This is a genomic window from Parafrankia irregularis (genome assembly GCF_001536285.1).
GTDB classification, from domain to species: Bacteria; Actinomycetota; Actinomycetes; order Frankiales; family Frankiaceae; genus Parafrankia; species Parafrankia irregularis.
This window is the reverse complement of sequence record NZ_FAOZ01000005.1, coordinates 347,368-366,043: the sequence shown is the minus strand read 5'-3', so window position 1 is coordinate 366,043 and position 18,676 is coordinate 347,368. Positions and strand designations below refer to the sequence as shown.

Genomic DNA, 18,676 nt, shown 5'->3' with positions numbered 1-18,676 from the left:
GCTATGTGAGGGTGCTGCTACTGTCGCCCGATGTGAGCAGTTCGGGTGGTTCGGGTAGTTCGGCGGGGCCTGCGGGGCCCTGGCCTGGCCGCCTGCGGCGGTGGCGCCGGCGGGACGACGCCGACAGTGCCCCGATTCTCGACCTCACCGATGTGGACGAGGTCACCACGATGCTGCTGGCGCCCCCGGCGGAGTACCAGGGGCTGCGGCGCCGGGTCGTCGACCAGTTCACGATCGTCAGCGCCAACCGCTGCCAGCTCGCCAGGTCGATCAACTGGGGGCCGCTGGACGGGCTGCTGAACAGCATCGTCCCGGGCACCGGCCGGCTCGACACCGCGGGCCGGCTGCCGCCCGAGGTCTGCCTCCTGCTCCCGATCTCCACCCTGCCCAAACGCGCGCTCGTCGGGTTCGACCTCGTCGGCCCCGGCGGGTCGGACGCCCACCTGATGCCCTACGGGACGTCGGTCGCGATCCAGGGCAATCTGATCGCGTTGCTCGCCGAGGCCGCCGGGTGCCCGCTGCCCGGCCCGGCCCGCCGGGTCGTGGACGCGATCTCACGCTTCCGCCCAGGGCGGCTCACCGGCAACCTGCCGCAGCTGGCACCGCGCGGGGACCGGCCGCTGCCGTTCGAGGCGGTGCGGACCTATCTCGACGCCGAGGCCGACCTCGTCGTCCCCGCGCCGACGCTGCGTTCCTGGCAGGAACTGCTCGAACCGGCCCAGAACCTGCTGGGCCGGGCGCTGGACGAGCCGTTCGACCCGCTGAGCAGCGCCGACACCCTGCTGCTCGCGGTCGGTGAGCTGTGGCGGGACCCGGACGTCCCGACGCCGTTGGAGATCGGGCACATCGAGTACTACCTGCGCGAGTTCACCACCTGGATCGGCGAGCTGAGCCTGGCGGGCGCGGCGGCGACGCCGGTCCTGAGCACCGTCGCCGAGTACGGGCGGCGGTGGGAGGCACTCGCGGCGGTCATCGTCGATCCGTACCGGCCCTGCCTGATCAAGATGAAGGAGGAGCGCCGGACGATCCTGGCCCGGCGCCACCCGGTCCGTGACGGGGAGGTCCCGATGCGGCAGCGGTGGCTGACCCCGGTCGCGCTGGTGGACATCGATCCGGGCGGTCCTGGCAGCTACCACGTCAGCGTCGGCACCGACGACTCCAGCATCGAGCTGAGCACGCCGATCACCGTCGACCTGTGGCACCGGCGGATCGCCCGGACCTACGTCGAGGACGTCCACGGCAACCGTGAGGTCTACGCGTTCTACAGCACGGACGCGCGGCGCGCCGCGCGGGCCAGGCTCGTGGTCGGCCTGAGCGTCTCGCCGGACGTGTGGCGGGTGGCCGCGGCCATCGGGATCCTGATGAGCCTCACGGTCGCGCTGTCGGCGCTGCCGTTCCAGCTCGGCGCGGACGCGGTCGCGGTGGTGGCGGTGCCGTCGTCGTTCGCCGCCACGGTCCTGCTGACCAGGGAGCGGTCGAGCCTGGCGGCCTGGGTGCTCGGGCCGACGAAACAGGCCCTGCTCGCGTTGCTGGTCGCGCTGGCGGTGCTGTCCGGGCTGCGCGCGCTGGGCTGGCACACCCCGCCGGACGAACCGGCGTCGTCGATCATGTCCGGGCAGGCCCAGGAGACCGGCCGTCGGGGGCCCGGCTGACCTGGTGACGACGGCAGGACGCGGCCGGGGCCCGCGAACGGCGACCGTCGCCGCGGTCAGGGCGGTACCCTGAACCAACTGTCGAGCGAGACGGGGCGGTGAGCATGCCGAAGAACTATGGCGCCGGAGTCGCGGGCGGCGCGGCGCGCGTGGGTGGCCTGCGGTCGTTCGTCCGTCTGGGTCGTCGTGAGCTGTGGGTGCGGCTCGACCGCAACATGATCGCCGGTGCTCGAAAAGAGCCCGCCGGCCGTCCGTCCGCTGGTCCGTCGAGTCCGGCGGAGCTGGCGCCAGGGTCCTGAAAGCCGCTTGAAAGTAGATCTTCGTTCCCTGCCCGGGTCCGCCGGGTCGGTGGGTTTCCGGCGCGACTGTCCGGATGATGCCGCCCGCCCGCCGCTCCAGGCACCTGGTGGGGGATGCCGACTCCGCCGGTCGGTGACCGTCGGAGGAGATGTCGGAGGTGCCCGCTAGCGTGGCAGGTATGTCAGCATTGCCCCCGGCCCCGTTCGGGCGGATGATCACGGCGATGATCACGCCGTTCACCTCGGATGGCGGTCTGGACGTCCCGGGTGCGGCGGCGCTCGCCGAGCATCTCGTCGACGCCGGTAACGAGGCGTTGGTCATCAACGGTACGACGGGTGAGTCCCCCACGACGTCGGACGCCGAGAAGGACACGTTGCTGCGTGTGGTCCGTGAGGCGGTCGGCGGACGCGCCCGGATCATCGCCGGGGTCGGCACGAACGACACCCGGCACACGCTGGAGCTGGCTGGCGCGGCCGAGAAGGCGGGCGCCGACGGCCTGCTGGTCGTCACGCCGTACTACAGCAAGCCTCCGCAGGCCGGGCTGCTCGCCCACTTCCGGGCCGTCGCCGACGCGACGGGCCTGCCTACGATGATCTACGATATTCCCGGCAGGTCCGGAGTTCCCGTCGCGACCGAGACGCTCCTGCGGCTGGCGGAGCACCCGCGGATCGTCGCGGTGAAGGACGCGAAGGACGATCTCGCCGGGTCGTCGTGGGTGCTGGCCAACACCGGCCTCGCCTACTACTCGGGCACGGACGTGCTCAATCTTCCGTTGCTGTCCGTTGGTGCGTGCGGCGTGGTCAGCGTTGTCGGTCATGTGGCCGCACCCGCCATCCGGGCGATGATCGAGGCCTTCGGGGCCGGTGAGGTGGGTCGGGCGATCGCGCTACACAAGGGCTTGCTGCCCGCATACGAGGGAATTTTCCGTACCCAGGGTGTGATCACGGCCAAGGCGGCGCTGGCGATGGCGGGCCTGCCCGCGGGGCCGGTGCGGTCCCCGCTGGTCGACGCCACTGAGGCCGAGCGTGCGCGGCTGCGCGCCGATCTCGCCGCCGCCGTGCTGGACCCGGCGGCCGCGGGGGCCGGCGGTGCCGCTTCGGCGTCGCCACGGTCCGACACCGCGGCGGCGGCCGCGGGGGCGGCGGTTTCATGACGCCTCCGCGCCCCGAGCTGGGGCCGCCCCCGCCGCTGCGTGCCGACGGGCTGAGGATCATCGCGCTGGGCGGGCTGGGCGAGATCGGCCGGAACATGACCGTGTTCGAGCACGCCGGCCGGTTGCTCATCGTCGACTGCGGGGTGCTCTTCCCCGAGACGGACCAGCCCGGTATCGACCTGATCCTGCCGGACTTCACCGCCATCCGGGATCGCCTCGACGACATCGAGGCGGTGATCCTCACCCACGCGCACGAGGACCACATCGGGGCCGTTCCCTACCTCCTGCGCGAGCGCCGGGACATCCCACTCATCGGCACCCGGCTGACCCTCGCGCTCATGGTCGCCAAGCTGCAGGAGCACCGCATCCAGCCGGTGACCCTGCAGATCCGCGAGGAGGAGCGCCATTCGTTCGGGCCGTTCGACTGCGAGTTCCTCGCCGTCAACCACTCGATTCCGGATGCCGTCGCCGTCGCCATCCGCACCGACGCGGGCCTGGTCCTGCACACCGGTGACTTCAAGATGGACCAGCTCCCGCTCGACGGTCGCCTGACCGACCTGGGCGGCTTCGCCCGGCTCGGCCGGGAAGGCGTCGACCTGCTGCTGTCGGACTCGACGAACGCCGAGGTCCCGGGCTTCGTCGCCTCGGAGCGCACGATCGCGCCGGTGCTCGACAAGGTCTTCCGCGAGGCGGAGCGGCGCATCGTCGTCGCGTGCTTCGCGAGCCACGTCCACCGGGTCCAGCAGGTTCTCGACGCCGCCGAGGCACACGGCCGGTCGGTCTGCTTCATCGGCCGTTCGATGGTCCGGAACATGGGCGTCGCCCGCGAGCTGGGCCTGCTCCAGGTCCCGCCGGGCCTGGTGATCGATGCCCGTGACGTCGACTCGCTGCCGGACCGCAACATCTGCCTGATCTCGACCGGGTCCCAGGGGGAGCCGCTGTCCGCGCTGTCGCGGATGGCCAACCGGGACCACGCGATCCGCATCGAGGCCGGTGACACCGTCGTGCTCGCCTCCAGCCTGATCCCGGGCAACGAGACGGCCGTCTACCGAGTGATCAACGGCCTGACCAGGTGGGGCGCGAAGGTCGTCCACAAGGGCGTGGCGATGGTCCACACGTCCGGGCACGCGCCCGCCGGTGAGCTGCTCTATGTGCTGAACGCGACGAGGCCGTCGAACATGATGCCGGTGCACGGCGAATGGCGGCATCTGCGCGCTCACGGGGCGCTTGCGGAGGCCACCGGCGTCCCGCCGGACCGCATCATCCTCGCCGAGGACGGAACGGTCGTCGACCTCATCGACGGCCAGGCCAGCATCACCGGGGCGGTGCCCTGCGGGATGGTCTTCGTGGACGGGCTCGCGGTCGGCGACGTCGGCGAGTCCAGCCTCAAGGACCGGCGGATCCTCGGGGAGGAGGGCTTCATCACGATCACGGTCGTGGTGGACGCCGCCGCCGGGAAGGTGGTCGTCGGCCCCGATCTGTCCGCTCGTGGCTTCTCCGACGCACGCGGGGCCTTCGACGAGGTCCAGAGCCGGCTTGCCGACGCCCTCAACGACGCGATGCGTTCCGGGATGACCGACACGAACGCGTTGCAGCAGCTCGTCCGCCGCACGGTGGGCCGCTGGGTGAACGAGCGGTACCGGCGCCGCCCGATGATCCTCCCGGTGGTCCTGGAGGTCTAGAGAGCGACCGCGGATGATTTCTCGCCGCCCTGGGCCGGATCTCCGGTCCAGGGCGGTTCTTTTTCCGCCCGCCCCGCCTCGCGCTCCTCCGGGCGGTATATATCGATCGTTTGTATAGTCTTCTGACATGAGTATGGAGGAGATGCGGGAGCCCACCTTCCTGGTGCTCGCCGCGCTCGCGGACGGTCCCCGTCATGGGTACGCGACGATCGGCGAGGTCAGCGCGATGTCCGGTGGGCGGGTGAACCTGCGGCCAGGCACCCTCTACGGCGCGCTGGACCGGCTCGCGGGCGAGGGCCTTGTCCAGGTCGACCACGAGGAGATCGTCAACGGGCGGCTGCGGCGGTACTACGCGCTGACCAACGAGGGCGCCGCCGTGCTCGCGGCGCAGACCGAACGGATGCGGGCGAACGCCGCCGAGGCCGAGCGCCGGCTGGGCGTGCGAACTCGCCATCTCCCGGGTTCGGCGACCGTGGCCGGAATGGCGGCGGGCGGATGAGCGCGCTCGACGAGACCGGTGGGGAGCGCCCGCGACCCGACTCGGACGATGAGGTACCCAGCGGGATCGAGGCATCCAGCGGGATCGAGGCATCCAGCGGGATCGATGTACCCAGCGGGATCGGGGAACCCGACGAGATCACCGGGCCACCTGCCAGGATCGAGGTCGCTTTTCGGCGGCTGTTGAGGTGCTATCCCCGCCGGTGGCGTGAGAGGCACGGCGAGGAGCTCGTCGGCACGCTGATGCAGTGTGCCGAGGCCGCCGGGCGCTCCTCGCGGCCCAGCCTGGCCGAGGCCGCTGACCTGGTCGTCCATGGTCTGGCTGCCCGCTGCGCGGTCGCCACCGGCGTGCTGCCGTCCCGGGTGCGTGAGCTGGTCGCGAACCTGACCCTCGCGCTGGGCGCCGGGCTCGCGGTGGTCTGCCTGGTGGCGGCCGAACGAGAGCCAACGGGAGGCACTCGCATCGCGACCTGGCCCGCGGACGCGGTGCCGGTCTCCGGGCAGGTGCCGGGCCCGTTCCTGACCACCGGGCCACTGGTGCTGGTCCCATGGGTACTGGCCCTGATCGCGGCGTTGGCGCGGCGCCGACGGGTGATGCGGGGCCTGCTGCTGAGCACATATCCGGCCACCGGGGCTGTGCTCGCGCTCGCGGCATGGGCTGGGTACATGCGGCCGCCGTTGGTCCTCCTCGTGCTGCTCGTGGCGCTGTCCGTGCCGGCTTTCGCCGCTGCTGCGGCGCCGCGGGTCCCCGACCCCGGCGACCCCGGCTCCGGTGGTCTTCTGCCCGCGGTGGCCGTGGTCGTCGGCTGGGCCGGCCTGGTTGGCGTCCTCGGTCACCGGTGGGGCTGGTGGGCCCCGCCCGAGGAGGGTTTCCTCGCGATGGTTCGTACCGTCCCCACCGGCTATTGGAGTGGGTCCTACTTCGCGTCGCTGGTCGACTCGATGCCCGGGGGCCTGCTGTGTACGGGCGTGGTGGGCCTGCTCGCCGGTGTCCGGCGGCCGGGCTGGGTCGCGGCCCTGTTCGTCTGCGGCGCGTTGCTTTCGGTTCTGCCCGTATGGCTGGCGTGGATCCAGTACTGGGACTTCTACGGGCGCATGACCCAGATCGCTTTGGCTCTGGCGTTGTTGCTGTGCGCCGCCCTGATCGACGGGATGCGCGCCCGCCGGATCTCCGCCAGAGCGGGTGGCTCGGTCGCCGGCCACGGCTGAGCGTGGCCGGCGCGCGTCGCGTCGCGGTACGGTGCTGTGCGTCGCACCATGACGCTGCACGGCGCTGCCGGCGGCGGGTTCGGGTCGCACACCTGAGGGCACTCTCGGGCGGGGCGAAACGCGGCCACTACGGCCATGGCGCGCCCGGATAGTCTGGGTTGCAGCGACTCGCGGCGCTTCCCGGGTACCTTCTCCGCGTGGCCACACGCACGTCCAGCGCCCGAACCCAGGCGCAACCGAAGCCACGAGCGGCCACGGCACGGTCCGGCGGCCCGAGCGGTTCCGGCGGCTCTGGGCGGGCTTCCGCGCGTCCGCGGTCCGGCGCGTCCACCAAGGGTGCCGCCGCCCGCGGCCCGGGTGGTCGCGGGCGCCGAGAACCGCCGCCGCGTCCCGTCCAGCTGCGGCTCGCCCAGGTGGCGATCAAGGCGGTCTACCAGACCTGGATGGCCGCCGCGGGCCTGCTCGGCAGCGGGCTGCGCCGGTTCGGTCGCAACACGCGGGATCTGCACATCGAGCCCGAGCACTGGCGCGACGGCCTCGGGCTGGCGGCCCTGGGCGCGGCGATCCTGCTGGGCGCCACGATGTGGGGCGGCGCCGGTGGGCCGGTCGGCGCCGGTGTCGCGGCGACCATCGAGCTCTTCCTCGGCGAGGGAGCGCTGGTCGTGCCGGTGTTCTGCCTCGGCGCGGCCTGGCGGCTGGTGCGTTCGCCCTCGGACCCGGAGAGCCGCGGCCGGGTGGTGATCGGTTGGGCCGCGGTGACGCTCGGTGTTCTCGGGTTGGTTCACATCGCCCGCGGGCTGCCCGACTTCGCCACCGGCGTCGCCGCGCTGCGGGACGCCGGCGGCATGATCGGGCTGTTGGGCAGCGCCCCGCTGGTCGGAGCGGTGACCACCTATGTCGCGGTGCCGCTGCTGGTGCTGATGGCGTTCTTCGGGTCGCTGGTGGTGACGGCGACCCCGGTGCGCCAGGTGCCGGAGCGGCTGCGCGGGCTCGCCGAGCGGCTCACCATCCCGATCCGACAGCCCGGCGCCTATGACGAGGGCGACGACGAGGACTACGACGACTACGACCTTGACGAGGACGTCCACGGGGCGGCCGGTGGGCCGGCGGACGCCGCCCTCGACGACCTGCTCGACGGTGAGCCGGCCCGCTCGCCCTCGCGGCGCCGGCGGGGCGCGGCCGCGGGGTCCGATGACGTGTACGACGTCGACGGCGATCCGCGGGGCTCGGCGGCGGGTGGCGACCGGGCCAGGGCTGGCCGGGCGCGGCGCTCCGGATCACCCGACGCCCGCGACCAGGCCGACCTGTTCGGCGACATCCCGGCTGCGGTGGGCGCGGGGGACGGCGTGGATGTCGATGACGTCGATGACGTGGTCGGCCTCGTCGCCGGGGAGGTCGGCGGGCCCGTGGCGGGTGCGCGGCGCCAGCGCGGCCGGGCGGCCGCGTCTCCGGGCGCGGCGGCCGATGCCGGCCCGTCCGCCCAGGGCCCGGCCGGGCCGGACGAGATCGAGTACCTCGTACCGCCGCTGGAGGGTGACTACCGACTGCCCTCGCCGACGCTGCTGCGTTCCGGTACTCCGCCGAAGGTGCGCTCGGCTGCCACCGACGGTGTCATCGCCTCGCTGACCGACGTGTTCTCCCAGTTCAAGGTGGATGCGAAGGTCACCGGCTTCACCCGGGGCCCGACGGTGACCCGCTATGAGGTCGAGCTGGGCGCGGCGGTGAAGGTCGAGCGGATCACCCAGCTCGCGAAGAACATCGCCTACGCCGTCAAGAGCCCCGACGTGCGGATCATCAGTCCGATCCCGGGCAAGAGCGCGGTCGGCATCGAGATCCCGAACACCGACCGCGAGCTGGTGTCTCTCGGTGACGTCCTGCGCAGCACGGACGCGACCGGCAATCCGCACCCGCTGGTGGTCGGCCTCGGCAAGGACATCGAGGGCGGGTATGTGCTGGCGAATCTCGCGAAGATGCCGCACATCCTCATCGCGGGCGCAACGGGCGCCGGAAAGTCGACCTGTATCAACACCCTCATCACGAGCGTGTTGGCACGGGCCACGCCGGACCAGGTCCGTATGGTGCTGGTCGACCCCAAACGGGTGGAACTGACGAACTACCAGGGAATTCCGCACCTCATCACGCCCATTATCACCAACCCCAAGAAGGCGGCGGACGCGCTGCAGTGGGTGGTGAAGGAGATGGAGAACCGGTACGAGGACCTGGCGGCCTGCGGAGTGCGCCACGTCGACGACTTCAACCGCAAGGTGCGAGCCGGAGAGATCGTGGCCCCGCCGGGCTCGGAGCGGGTCTACACGCCATATCCCTACATTCTCGCGATCGTGGACGAGCTCGCCGACCTGATGATGGTCGCGCCGCGTGACGTCGAGGACGCGATCTGTCGGATCACGGCGATGGCCCGTGCGGTCGGCATCCACCTGGTGCTGGCGACCCAGCGTCCGTCCGTGGACGTCGTGACCGGTCTGATCAAGGCGAATGTCCCGTCTCGGCTGGCCTTCGCGACGGCCTCGCTGGCCGACAGCCGCACGATCCTCGACCAGGCGGGCGCCGAGAAGCTGGTCGGCCTCGGGGACGCGCTCTTCCTGCCGATGGGGGCGAGCAAGCCGGCCCGAATCCAGGGCGCGTTCGTCTCCGAGGAAGAGATCGCCGCGATCGTCGACCACACCAAGGAACAGGCCCAGCCCACCTTCGTGGCGGACGTCTTCGACGGTGGCGGTGAGGCACGCAAGGAGATCGACGAGGAGATCGGCGACGACATGGCGCTGTTCCTCCAGGCCGTCGAACTCGTGGTCAGCACCCACTTCGGCTCGACGTCGATGTTGCAGCGCAAGCTGCGCGTCGGCTTCGCCAAGGCCGGTCGACTGATGGACCTGATGGAAAGCCGCGGGATTGTCGGCCCGAGCGAAGGCTCCAAGGCACGGGACGTCCTCGTGATGCCCGACGAGTTGGAGGGACTTCTCACGACGCTCCGCAACGGATAAGAAAGTCTCAACAGATCCGCTGCGCTCGGTCGGGCGTCGGCGGGCGACCGTAATATCGGCTGGCGCTGGCAGTGGCGCCAGCGCGATGACGGGTGCGGAGGTTCGCTCATGCAGTCCGCGGACGAGCCGGCGACCCCTGGGCCGGATGCCTCCAGGCAGGCGGGCCCCGACTCGATCGGGGCGACGCTGGCAGCCGCCCGCCGGGCGGCGGGCCTCACGATCGACGACGTGAGCGACCGGACGAGAATCCGCGCGTCGCTGATCGAGCAGATCGAGCGTGAGGACTTCAGCGGCTGCGGCGGCACCGTGTACGCACGCGGTCACCTGCGGAGCATCGCGACGACCTTGGAGCTCGACCCCGCGCCGCTGCTCGCGGCCTACGACGCCGGGCACGAGCGGGTCCCGTCGCCGGTCGTCGTCGCCTCCTCCGAGTTCGACCCGCTGAACGGCGGCGGGGCACGCCGGGGGATGGGTGGCTTCCGCTGGGCGCCGGCCATGATCGCTTCGCTGGTAGTGGTCTGCGTGTTGGCTCTGGTCGCGCTGGTGCTGCCCGGTGGCGGCGGTGACGAGGACGACGCCACGGCCCGGCCGAGCGCTGTGCCGAGCACCGCGGCCGCGACCGCCCCGGCGGCCCCGACGGCCGCCGCGACGCCGTCCCAGCCACCCGGTGTGAACGTGCGGGTCGAGGCCCACGACGCGCAGAGCTGGCTGGAGGTCCGGGACGAGGGTGGGAAGCCCCTCCTGGCGCAGCTTCTCCAGCAGGGGGACAGCCGGGAGGTGTCCTCCGAGGGGGCCCTGGAGATCAAGATGGGCAACGCGGGCGCCGTCGACCTCACCTGCAACGGCCGGGACCTGGGCAAGGCGGGCGGCCCCGGCGAGGTGGTCACGATCAGGCTGGCACTCGCCGAGAGCGGCGGCGGTTGTGCCGTCGGCGGCGGCGACGGCAGGGCGACCGGCCTGGCCGCCGCCGGTCGTCCCGCCGTCAGCGGGGTGACCGGGGCGGCGGTCCAGCCTGGCGGGACGCGCTGAACGGCACTGGGAGCAGGTCCAGCCGCGTCACCAGCGCCGCGTCCCGGTAGCCTGAGTCCGTGTCCCCTCGCCCTACACGCCGGGTAGCTCTCGTCACGCTCGGCTGTTCCCGTAACGAGGTGGATTCGGAGGAGCTCGCCGCCCGCCTCGCCACTGATGGCTGGGAGCTGGTCGACGACGCCGAGCTCGCCGATGCGGTCCTGGTGAACACCTGCGGTTTCGTCGATGTGGCCAAGAAGGACTCGATCGACGCGCTGCTCGCCGCGGACGCACTGCGCGAGCCGGCGGGTGCGGCCACGGCCGGCGAAGGCGGTCCGGGTGGCTCGGGTCCCGGCCCCGGCGCCGGTGGGCCGCGTGCGGTGGTGGCTGTGGGCTGCCTGGCGGAGCGCTACGGCCAGGAGCTCGCCGAGAGCCTGCCAGAAGCCGACGCCGTGCTCGGTTTCGATGCGTACCCGCAGATCTCGGCTCACCTCGAAGCGGTGCTCGCCGGCGCGGCGCCGGCCTCGCACACCCCGCGTGACCGGCGGTCCCTGCTGCCGATCACGCCGGTCGAGCGTGCGGGCGTCTCCGGCGCCCCGCACGCCCCGCATCTGCCCGGGCACATCCAGCTGCCGACCACCCAGACGACGGCTGGTACCCAGCGGGCGGCGGGCACCCTGGCGGCGGGCACCGGCAGCCGTCCGAGCGAGCCGTCGGCGGGGGTTCTCGCCGGTGGGGTCGGCCGGCGTCGGCTGACCGAGGGGCCGGTCGTGCCGCTGAAGCTGTCGAGCGGGTGCGACCGGCGCTGTGCGTTCTGCGCCATTCCGTCGTTCCGTGGCTCCCATGTCTCCCGCCCGCCGGAGCAGGTGCTGGCCGAGGCCGAGTGGCTGGCCACGCAGGGAGCGCGCGAGCTGGTGCTCGTCAGCGAGAACTCCACGTCCTACGGCAAGGATCTCGGTGACCTGCGGGCGCTGGAGAAGCTGTTGCCGCGGCTGGCCGAGGTCCCGGGGATCATCCGTGTCCGGACGGTGTACCTGCAGCCGGCCGAGCTGCGTCCGTCGCTGCTCGAGGTGCTGCTGACGACGCCGGGCCTGGCCCCCTACCTGGACCTCTCCTTCCAGCACGCCAGCCCCGCGGTGCTGCGCCGGATGCGCCGGTTCGGTGGGACCGACGACTTTCTGGACCTGCTGCGCCGGGCCCGTGGGCTGCTCGGCGACCTCGGCGCGCGGTCGAACGTCATCGTCGGCTTCCCGGGCGAGACCGAGGAGGATGTCGACATCCTCATGGACTTCCTGGAGCGTGCAGATCTCGATGTCGTCGGTGTCTTCGGCTACTCCGACGAAGAGGGCACCGAAGCCGCCGGAATGGACGGTCACGTCGATCCCGACGAGATCGAGCGCCGCCGCGCCGACGTCACCGACCTCGTCGAGCAGCTGACGGCGGCCCGGGCCGAGCGCCGGGTGGGCACGACGGTCGAGGTCCTCGTCGAGGAGGTCAGCGGCGGTCTGGCGTTCGGCTGCGCCGGGCACCAGCAGGCCGACGCCGACGGCGCCTGCACCGTCCGGCTCCCCACCGGCCGCTCCGACGAGACCAGCCGCGCCGACGAGTCGGGCCATGGCGATGGATCGGCCCACGGCGGCGTGCGCGTCGGTGACCTTGTCGCCGCCCGGGTCGTGGCGGCGGAAGGCGTCGACCTGGTCGTGGAGTTCACCGACGTGCTCGACCGTGCCACCGTCACGCCGGTGCGGGCCGTCTCCGCGCCGGCCGCTGTCGTGCCGGCCGACGCTGTGCCGGCCGTGGTCGAGGATCAGGCCGCGCTCAGCGGTGCGGTCGGCCAGTCGCCGGGTTCGGCGTGACCGGTCCCGTTGCGGGTCCCTCACCCGGCGGCGCGGCCGCGGGGACGGATCCGGCGGTGCCGGCGGGCGGGCCGGTGCTGGCGGGCGGGACACCGCCGGCCCGAGCGGCTGGACAACGGCCTGACCGGTCGGAGCCCGACCGGTCGGTGCCCAAGCCGCCTGAGCCCAAGCCGCCGGTGCTCAACATCGCCAACGTCCTCACCATCATCAGGTTGGTGTTGGTGCCGGTCTTCGTGGGCTTTCTGTTTGCCGGCCCGGACACCGACGGCTGGCGTTACGCGGCCTTCGCGGCCTACGCCGTCGCCGCCGTCACCGACCAGATCGACGGCACGATCGCTCGTCGGCGTGGCCTGATCACCGATTTCGGGATTCTGGTCGATCCCATCGCCGACAAGGCGCTCACCGGTGCCGCCCTGGTCTCGCTGTCGCTGCTGGACGAGCTGCCCTGGGCGGTCACGGTGCTGGTCGCCGTCCGCGAGATCGGGGTGACGCTGCTGCGGCTGTGGGTCATCCGCTTCGGAGTGATCGCCGCGAGCCGCGGGGGCAAGGCGAAGACACTTCTGCTCAACATCTCGCTCGGCCTCTACGTGCTCCCGCTCGACGGGTTCGCGGCGACGGGCCGGGCGGTGATTCTCAGCTGTGGCGTCATCGTGGCCATGGTGACCGGTGCGGACTATGTCTATCGTGCGCTCGCGCTGCGTCGCCGGGCCGGGGACGGGACCGGGGCCAGCGCCGCGGCTGGAGCCCGACCAGAGGAGACGGATGCGCGCTGAGCTGCTGGCGGTCGGGGACGAGCTCCTCTACGGCGACATCGTGAACGGCAACGCGGCCTGGCTGGGTGGCCAGCTGGCGGACGTCGGGGTCCAGGTGTCGACGTCGATCGTGGTCGGGGACGTGATCGCGGACATCGCCACGGCGATCGTCGCGGCGCTCGATCGGGCCGACGCGGTTGTCCTCACCGGCGGGCTCGGCCCGACCCAGGACGACCTCACCCGTGAGGGCATCGCGCAGGCGGCCGGGGTGGGCCTGCACCGCGACGCTGCCGAGGAGGCGACGCTGCGCCGCCGGTTCGAGGAGATGGGGCGCAGCAGGGCCGGCTCGGGCGGGCGCGGGGTGCCCGAGATGAACTTCCGCCAGGCGGACCTTCCGGTCGGCGCGCAGGCCCTGCCCAACGTGCCGGGCACGGCGCCGGGCATCCGGATGGAGATCGGCTCCGGCGTGGTCTACGCCATGCCGGGGGTCCCGTTCGAGATGAAGGACATGTTCACCCGCAGCGTGCTGCCGGACATCCTGCGCCGGGCCGGTGAGCCGGCGGTCGTCGTGCACCGGGTGCTGCGGACGGCCGGCATGTGGGAGTCGATGGTCGCGGAGGCGCTCGCGGACGAGGTCACCAGGCTCGAGCCGCTCGGGAACCCGCGGATCGCCTTCCTGGCCAGCGGTGGTCAGACCCGGGTGCGGATCACGGCGCGGGCCGCTGATCGCCTCGCCGCCCAGGAGCTGATCGCTCCGGTCGAGGCGGCGGCGCGGGTGGCGCTCGGCCCCGGGCTGTACGGTGTCGACGACGACTCGCTCGAAAAGGTCGTCCTGGATCTGCTGGGCGCCCGGGGAGCGACGCTGGCCGTCGCGGAGTCGATGACCGGGGGGCTGCTCGCCGGCCGGCTGACCGACGTCCCCGGTGCGAGCGCGGTGCTGCGCGGTGGGGTGGTCGCCTACGCGACCGAGGTGAAGAGTTCCGCGCTGGGGGTCGACCCCGCGATCCTCGAGACCGTGGGCGCCGTGTCGCCGGAGACGGCGGTGGCCATGGCAGCCGGGGTGCGGGAGCGGCTCGGCGCCACCTATGGGCTGGCCACCACCGGTGTCGCCGGCCCGGACGAGCAGGAGGGGAAGCCTGTCGGCACGTTGCACGTCGGGCTCGCCGGCCCGGACGGGGCGACCACACGCACGGTGCGGCTGCCTGGTGACCGGCGCCGGGTTCGTGAGTTCGCCGTGGTCCAGGCCCTGGATGTGCTGCGGCGGGTCCTCACCGGAGTGGCGGCCGCGGGCGACTTCGGCCCGTGGGTGCCGACCGGGCCGCGCTGATCGGCGGGCCTCGGCGAGGCCCAGGGGTGCCCTGATCGCGGATTGACCCGGTCCGGGTGTGCTTACAGCGTTACAGTCGCATCAACGACGCCCCGGAAACGGGCTCGGCGGGTATACGGTGAAGCCAGCCCGTGGATGAAGGAGGAGGCTCGATGGTCCTGCTCCGACGCGTGATCGGCGAGGCATTGCGCCGCCGCCGACAGGATCAGCGCCGCACGTTGCGGGAGGTGTCGTCGGCCGCCAGAGTGTCGCTCGGCTACCTCTCCGAGGTGGAGCGCGGTCAGAAGGAGGCGAGCTCCGAACTGCTCGCCTCGATCTGCGATGCGCTGGGGGTACGTCTCGCCGATCTCCTGCGTGAGGTCAGCGACGATCTGGAGCTTGCCGAGCTGGCTGTGGGCGCCCCGGCGCCGGTCGGCGCCACGGCGGTCGTCGTGCCGGCGCGGCCGGCGGTGGTGGATCGCGCCGCCTAGAGCGGCCGGCCTGCATACGACTCCTCTCGGTGGGCACGTCCTCATGCGGACGTGTCCGAAACCTTCCGGGAGGAAAGCCATGAGCGCCATCCGCAGTCCGCTGTCCGACGAGGCGCGCGTCGTCGTCGGGGAGGCCCTTCAGGGCGCGGTCATAGACCTGATCGATCTTTCCTTGCTGGGCAAGCAGCTGCACTGGAACGTCATCGGGCGGAACTTCCGCACGGTTCACCGCCAACTGGACGACGTGGTCGACCTCGGACGCCGGTACACGGACATGGCCGCCGAGCGGGCGGTCGCGATCGGGGTCAACCCCGACGGTCAGGCCACCACTGTCGCCCGCGGCAGCCATCTGCACGGCGTCGAGAGCGGCTACATCGGTGACGAGAAGGCCATCCGCCTCATCACGGACGTGCTCGCCGGGATGATCACCAGGATGCGTACCCGGATGGATCTCACCGCTGAGCCGGACCCGGTGACGCAGGATCTGTTCATCGCGGTGATCCGCGATCTCGAGGAGCAGCACTGGATGTTCCAGGCGATGGTCTGACGGCGCGCCCCGAGCCCGGCTCTGCGGCCCGGCTCTGCAGCCTGGCGCTGCGGCCCGTCCCGACCACCGGGTGCGGCCGGGGGCGGTCAGATCAGTGACACTCGTCGACTCTCCGGATCGCCCTGCGCGTGGGACGATCGAGCAATGGCGAATGTTGTTCGCAAGGCCTTCCGCTACCTGTCCAAGCGGGCCGAGGTCGCGTTCGAGGAGAAGGCCAGACCGGAGATCCAGCTCGAGCAGGCGATGGACGAGGCACGCGCCCAGCACGAGCGGCTCGTCTCGCAGGCGGCGCTCGTCGTGGGCAACCAGCGCCAGATCGAAATGAAGCTGGGCCGCCAGATCGAGGAGGTCACGAACCTCACCGAGTCGGCCCGGTCAGCCCTAATGCTCGCGGACAACGGCCGCGCCGCCGGTGACCTCGCGGCGGCGGCTCGGTACGAGCAGGCCGCGCAGGCGTTCGCGAGCCGGCTCATCTCCGCCGAGGCGGCGCTGGAGGATCTCAAGCTGCTCCAGCAGCAGGCGGCTGAGTCGGCCGCCCAGGCCCGGGCCGCCGTCGAGGACAACACCCTGCGCGTGCGGCGCCTGCAGGCCGAGCGGGCCCGCCTGCTCACCCAGATCGAGCATGCGGCGATGCACGAGCAGATGGGCAAGGTGATGGAGCAGATGACATCGCTCCCGCCGGCCGGAGACGTCCCGACGCTCGCCGACGTCCGGGACAAGATCGAGAAGCGCTACGCGCTGGCCCGGGGGCGCCAGGAACTGGCGTCGCAGGGCCTGGAAGCTCAGATGATCGAGGTGCAGCGGGCCACTATGGACGCGCAGGCGATGGGGCGCCTGGCGGAGCTGAGGGCGTCCCTGCCGCCCGCAGCAGCGCCGGCGGCTGGTTCCACGGGCGTGGCGCCTCACGTCGGCGATCAGGGGGCCCCGGAGGTGTCCGCGGTCGAATCCGCTCGGCCTGGCGGTGGCGCTGGCGGCGCCGGTGGTACCAGTGGCACGGGTGGTCCGCGCCCGTCGTTGGAGAAGGCATCGGATGATGCCCAGACGTCGCCGGACGCGCGCTGACGCTGCCGGATAGGCGCTGACACTGCCGCGGACGCGTGCTGTGCTGCCACCGCATGCGCTCATACCGGAAGGCTGCTGATGACCGACGTGGCGGGAAGCCCTGGCGAGCCCGGTTCGCCGCCCGTGGGCCCGCAACCTCCGGCCGCCGCGCCCGGGGCTGAGCAACAGTCCGCGCGGAAGCGGGCCGCGCCCGCACCGCAGGTTCCCGCCGAGCCGCGTGATTCGAAGAACTTCGCAGATTTCGGGCCGGCGGTCACCCGGAATGTTCCCGGCGGGACACAGAGTATGTCCGGCGGTTTCGAAGAACCCCGCTCCGGCCGTCAACGCAGAAGTTTTTCGCACTTTATCGGTCTCGCTGACAACGCTGGCGGATTCGGCTTCTCCGGTGCGGTCGCGGCGGTCACTCCCGGTCTTCCGGACTGGATGCGGGCGGACGTCGAACGCCGTTCGTTCGAGAACTCACACCGCCGGCTCGACCGGCCGTTCCGGCGGGCCCGTCGGCGTGCGTTGAATTCCGCCCGGATCTGGGCCGCCGCCGCCGCTGCCGCCTCGCCGGTGGCGGCCGTCGCCGCCGATGAATGGGGATGGCTGGGATTCGGCGCGGCAGCCCTCGTTCAGGCCGCTGTGTCGTTTCGGGAGTTCCGGACGTCTCCGGATACCGGGCTACCCGTGCCGCGCGTCGCTCCGCTGAAGGCCATGGAGATACGCCGGTCCGCGGCCGCGCGTGCGCTGCGCCGCGGCGAGGCCGGGCTGGCCGCTCTCGCCGCCCTGCTGCTCGCGGTCGAGGCTCGTCCGGCCGCCGCGCAGGTGTTGCGGGCCACCGAGACCGCCGCCCGCCTGGTCGACGACCTCCGATCGACCGCCCGCAGGGTGCTGGCCTGCGAGTCCGCGCTGCGTGCGGTGTCGGACCCGGCGGTGCGGGCCGAGATCAGCACCACCTCCGCCCGGCTGCTGGCGGGCATGGACCAGGCTGCGGACCTGCTCGACGGCCTGCTGGCCGCGGCGACGCAGATCGTCGGCGCCGTCACGGTCGCGGGCTCGTCCCCGCGGCTCGCGGAGCTCACGGCTGACGTCGAACGCCTGCGCACCTACGCCGATGGGCTATCGGAACTGCTGGGATCGGGCGGGGCGGGCCGCCCGGCCTGATCTGCCACGATTCTCTCAGGTGTGACGTCCGTTTAACGTCCGTCCGCCGCGGCCCGCCCTTTCCGGCCGGGGGCAACGGCCGGTTCCGCCTGTCTGGCAGCGACTTTCGGCTGGAACGGCGGGGCAAAGGTCATCCCACTAAGTGCACAGCGACTATGCAGTTAATTCTTTTTCGATTTTCTGGTGTGCACCCGGGTTGGCACCTTCGAGGGGCATGTAGGTTTGGGTATGTGACCTCGGTTATGGCGCACAAGCGCGGTTTGGCCTAATGTCCCAGATGTCCGATCGGCGATTGTGGCGCTGGATGACGAAGGGGAGCGTCTTCCACGTTTTCATCGCCGCCGTGCGATGGCCAGACCGGCGGTCCCGGACGTCCGGATGGCATGACGCAGCCAGGCAGGTGGAAGTGCCATGACGCAAATCAGTGGGGACGATATCGAATCCCCGAACCAGGAGCCTGCCCGGCAGGTACCCGATGAGGCAGGCGCACTCACGGACGTCGACCAGCCGTTCAGCGGCGACCGGTGGTCACTGGTCCTTCCGCACCGCGAGCGACTGGTGCACATCGCCCGTCGGCGGCTGCCGAGCACCGCCGACGCGGAGGACTGCGCGCAGGAGGCACTTGTCCGTGCCGCCGGGTTCCGCAACCTCGACAGCCATCGGGTCGGTCAGTTCCTGACGACGACGGTGCTGCGGCTGTGTGTGGATCACCACCGTGCGCGGATGCGCGCGGACCGCGCGATGGCCCGCAGTGTCGCGGCACCCAGCGACCCCGGTCCCGAGGACTCGACCTGCGACCGTGCGGAGGCGCTCTGGCTGCTCGACCAGACCCGCCGGCTCCGCGGTCGGGAACGGCAGATCATGATGGCCCGCGCCGCCGGCCGGACCACCCGTCAGGCGGCGGACGATCTGTCGATCAGCGTGAAGGCCGCGGAGGGCGCGTTCACCCGCGGCCGGGCCCGCCTGCTGGCGGCCAGCAGGGTCTGAGACCCGGCCCGGTGGCCGGGCCACACCT

16 protein-coding genes are annotated in these 18,676 nt (G+C 72.1%); all 16 read left to right on the top strand.

Translation table 11 applies throughout. The features are described 5' to 3' along the window. Positions 1-32 precede the first annotated feature (32 nt). The 16 genes from AWX74_RS10620 to AWX74_RS10545 all read left to right on the top strand — a co-directional run bounded on the left by AWX74_RS10620 (position 33) and on the right by AWX74_RS10545 (position 18,648). Positions 33-1,652 carry a hypothetical protein gene (locus tag AWX74_RS10620; RefSeq protein WP_165615556.1) on the top strand — a complete coding sequence of 540 codons (1,620 nt, stop codon included), beginning with the start codon at positions 33-35 and terminating at the stop codon, positions 1,650-1,652. 104 nt (positions 1,653-1,756) lie between these two features. Continuing rightward, a complete protein-coding gene (locus AWX74_RS10615) occupies positions 1,757-1,951 on the top strand; it encodes a hypothetical protein (protein WP_006543537.1) in 195 nt (64 codons plus the stop codon). Between the two features lie 149 nt (positions 1,952-2,100). Then, the gene (dapA, locus tag AWX74_RS10610) at positions 2,101-3,105 is read left to right on the top strand and encodes a 4-hydroxy-tetrahydrodipicolinate synthase (RefSeq protein ID WP_091274391.1); all 1,005 of its coding nucleotides are present in this window, start codon (positions 2,101-2,103) and stop codon (positions 3,103-3,105) included. Then, positions 3,102-4,787 carry a ribonuclease J gene (locus AWX74_RS10605; protein WP_091274388.1) on the top strand — a complete coding sequence of 562 codons (1,686 nt, stop codon included), beginning with the start codon at positions 3,102-3,104 and terminating at the stop codon, positions 4,785-4,787. Before dapA ends, AWX74_RS10605 begins: the two co-directional genes overlap by 4 nt. A 127-nt stretch (positions 4,788-4,914) precedes the next feature. Continuing rightward, the gene (locus AWX74_RS10600) at positions 4,915-5,286 is read left to right on the top strand and encodes a PadR family transcriptional regulator (protein ID WP_091274385.1); all 372 of its coding nucleotides are present in this window, start codon (positions 4,915-4,917) and stop codon (positions 5,284-5,286) included. Beyond that, entirely contained in the window at positions 5,283-6,494 is a 1,212-nt protein-coding gene (locus AWX74_RS10595) for a hypothetical protein (RefSeq protein WP_226931267.1), read from the top strand. Before AWX74_RS10600 ends, AWX74_RS10595 begins: the two co-directional genes overlap by 4 nt. Positions 6,495-6,907: 413 nt before the next feature. Then, the gene (locus tag AWX74_RS10590) at positions 6,908-9,493 is read left to right on the top strand and encodes an FtsK/SpoIIIE family DNA translocase (RefSeq protein WP_242666173.1); all 2,586 of its coding nucleotides are present in this window, start codon (positions 6,908-6,910) and stop codon (positions 9,491-9,493) included. Between the two features lie 108 nt (positions 9,494-9,601). After that, a complete protein-coding gene (locus tag AWX74_RS10585) occupies positions 9,602-10,522 on the top strand; it encodes a helix-turn-helix domain-containing protein (RefSeq protein ID WP_091274381.1) in 921 nt (306 codons plus the stop codon). A 59-nt stretch (positions 10,523-10,581) separates the two neighbouring features. Next, positions 10,582-12,357: a MiaB/RimO family radical SAM methylthiotransferase gene (locus AWX74_RS10580; RefSeq protein ID WP_091274378.1), complete on the top strand. Its 1,776-nt coding sequence runs from the start codon at positions 10,582-10,584 to the stop codon at positions 12,355-12,357. Then, complete coding sequence (locus tag AWX74_RS10575; RefSeq protein WP_091274375.1) at positions 12,354-13,130, top strand: CDP-alcohol phosphatidyltransferase family protein; 777 nt, start codon at positions 12,354-12,356, stop codon at positions 13,128-13,130. Before AWX74_RS10580 ends, AWX74_RS10575 begins: the two co-directional genes overlap by 4 nt. Further along, positions 13,120-14,436, top strand: coding sequence for a competence/damage-inducible protein A (locus AWX74_RS10570; RefSeq protein WP_091274371.1), 1,317 nt, complete (start codon positions 13,120-13,122; stop codon positions 14,434-14,436). Before AWX74_RS10575 ends, AWX74_RS10570 begins: the two co-directional genes overlap by 11 nt. Before the next feature lie 152 nt (positions 14,437-14,588). Then, positions 14,589-14,906: a helix-turn-helix domain-containing protein gene (locus tag AWX74_RS10565; RefSeq protein ID WP_006544978.1), complete on the top strand. Its 318-nt coding sequence runs from the start codon at positions 14,589-14,591 to the stop codon at positions 14,904-14,906. A gap of 79 nt (positions 14,907-14,985) precedes the next feature. Next, positions 14,986-15,453, top strand: a complete 468-nt coding sequence (locus AWX74_RS10560) for a Dps family protein (protein WP_091274368.1) — start codon at positions 14,986-14,988, stop codon at positions 15,451-15,453. Positions 15,454-15,597: 144 nt separating this feature from the next. Continuing rightward, the gene (locus tag AWX74_RS10555) at positions 15,598-16,515 is read left to right on the top strand and encodes a PspA/IM30 family protein (RefSeq protein WP_091274364.1); all 918 of its coding nucleotides are present in this window, start codon (positions 15,598-15,600) and stop codon (positions 16,513-16,515) included. A 423-nt stretch (positions 16,516-16,938) separates the two neighbouring features. Then, positions 16,939-17,661: a phage shock envelope stress response protein PspM gene (gene pspM / locus AWX74_RS10550; RefSeq protein WP_091274692.1), complete on the top strand. Its 723-nt coding sequence runs from the start codon at positions 16,939-16,941 to the stop codon at positions 17,659-17,661. Positions 17,662-18,072: 411 nt separating this feature from the next. Next, positions 18,073-18,648, top strand: coding sequence for an RNA polymerase sigma factor (locus AWX74_RS10545; protein ID WP_006544378.1), 576 nt, complete (start codon positions 18,073-18,075; stop codon positions 18,646-18,648). The last annotated feature ends 28 nt before the right edge of the window (positions 18,649-18,676 follow it).

Coding starts and splice junctions, on each gene's coding strand:
- AWX74_RS10615 (WP_006543537.1), top strand. CDS start 1,757: ATGCCGAAGAACTATGGCGCCGGAGTCGCGGGCGGCGCGGCGCGCGTG.
- dapA (WP_091274391.1), top strand. CDS start 2,101: ATGTCGGAGGTGCCCGCTAGCGTGGCAGGTATGTCAGCATTGCCCCCG.
- AWX74_RS10605 (WP_091274388.1), top strand. CDS start 3,102: ATGACGCCTCCGCGCCCCGAGCTGGGGCCGCCCCCGCCGCTGCGTGCC.
- AWX74_RS10600 (WP_091274385.1), top strand. CDS start 4,915: ATGAGTATGGAGGAGATGCGGGAGCCCACCTTCCTGGTGCTCGCCGCG.
- AWX74_RS10595 (WP_226931267.1), top strand. CDS start 5,283: ATGAGCGCGCTCGACGAGACCGGTGGGGAGCGCCCGCGACCCGACTCG.
- AWX74_RS10585 (WP_091274381.1), top strand. CDS start 9,602: ATGCAGTCCGCGGACGAGCCGGCGACCCCTGGGCCGGATGCCTCCAGG.
- AWX74_RS10570 (WP_091274371.1), top strand. CDS start 13,120: ATGCGCGCTGAGCTGCTGGCGGTCGGGGACGAGCTCCTCTACGGCGAC.
- AWX74_RS10565 (WP_006544978.1), top strand. CDS start 14,589: ATGGTCCTGCTCCGACGCGTGATCGGCGAGGCATTGCGCCGCCGCCGA.
- AWX74_RS10560 (WP_091274368.1), top strand. CDS start 14,986: ATGAGCGCCATCCGCAGTCCGCTGTCCGACGAGGCGCGCGTCGTCGTC.
- AWX74_RS10555 (WP_091274364.1), top strand. CDS start 15,598: ATGGCGAATGTTGTTCGCAAGGCCTTCCGCTACCTGTCCAAGCGGGCC.
- pspM (WP_091274692.1), top strand. CDS start 16,939: ATGCGGGCGGACGTCGAACGCCGTTCGTTCGAGAACTCACACCGCCGG.
- AWX74_RS10545 (WP_006544378.1), top strand. CDS start 18,073: ATGACGCAAATCAGTGGGGACGATATCGAATCCCCGAACCAGGAGCCT.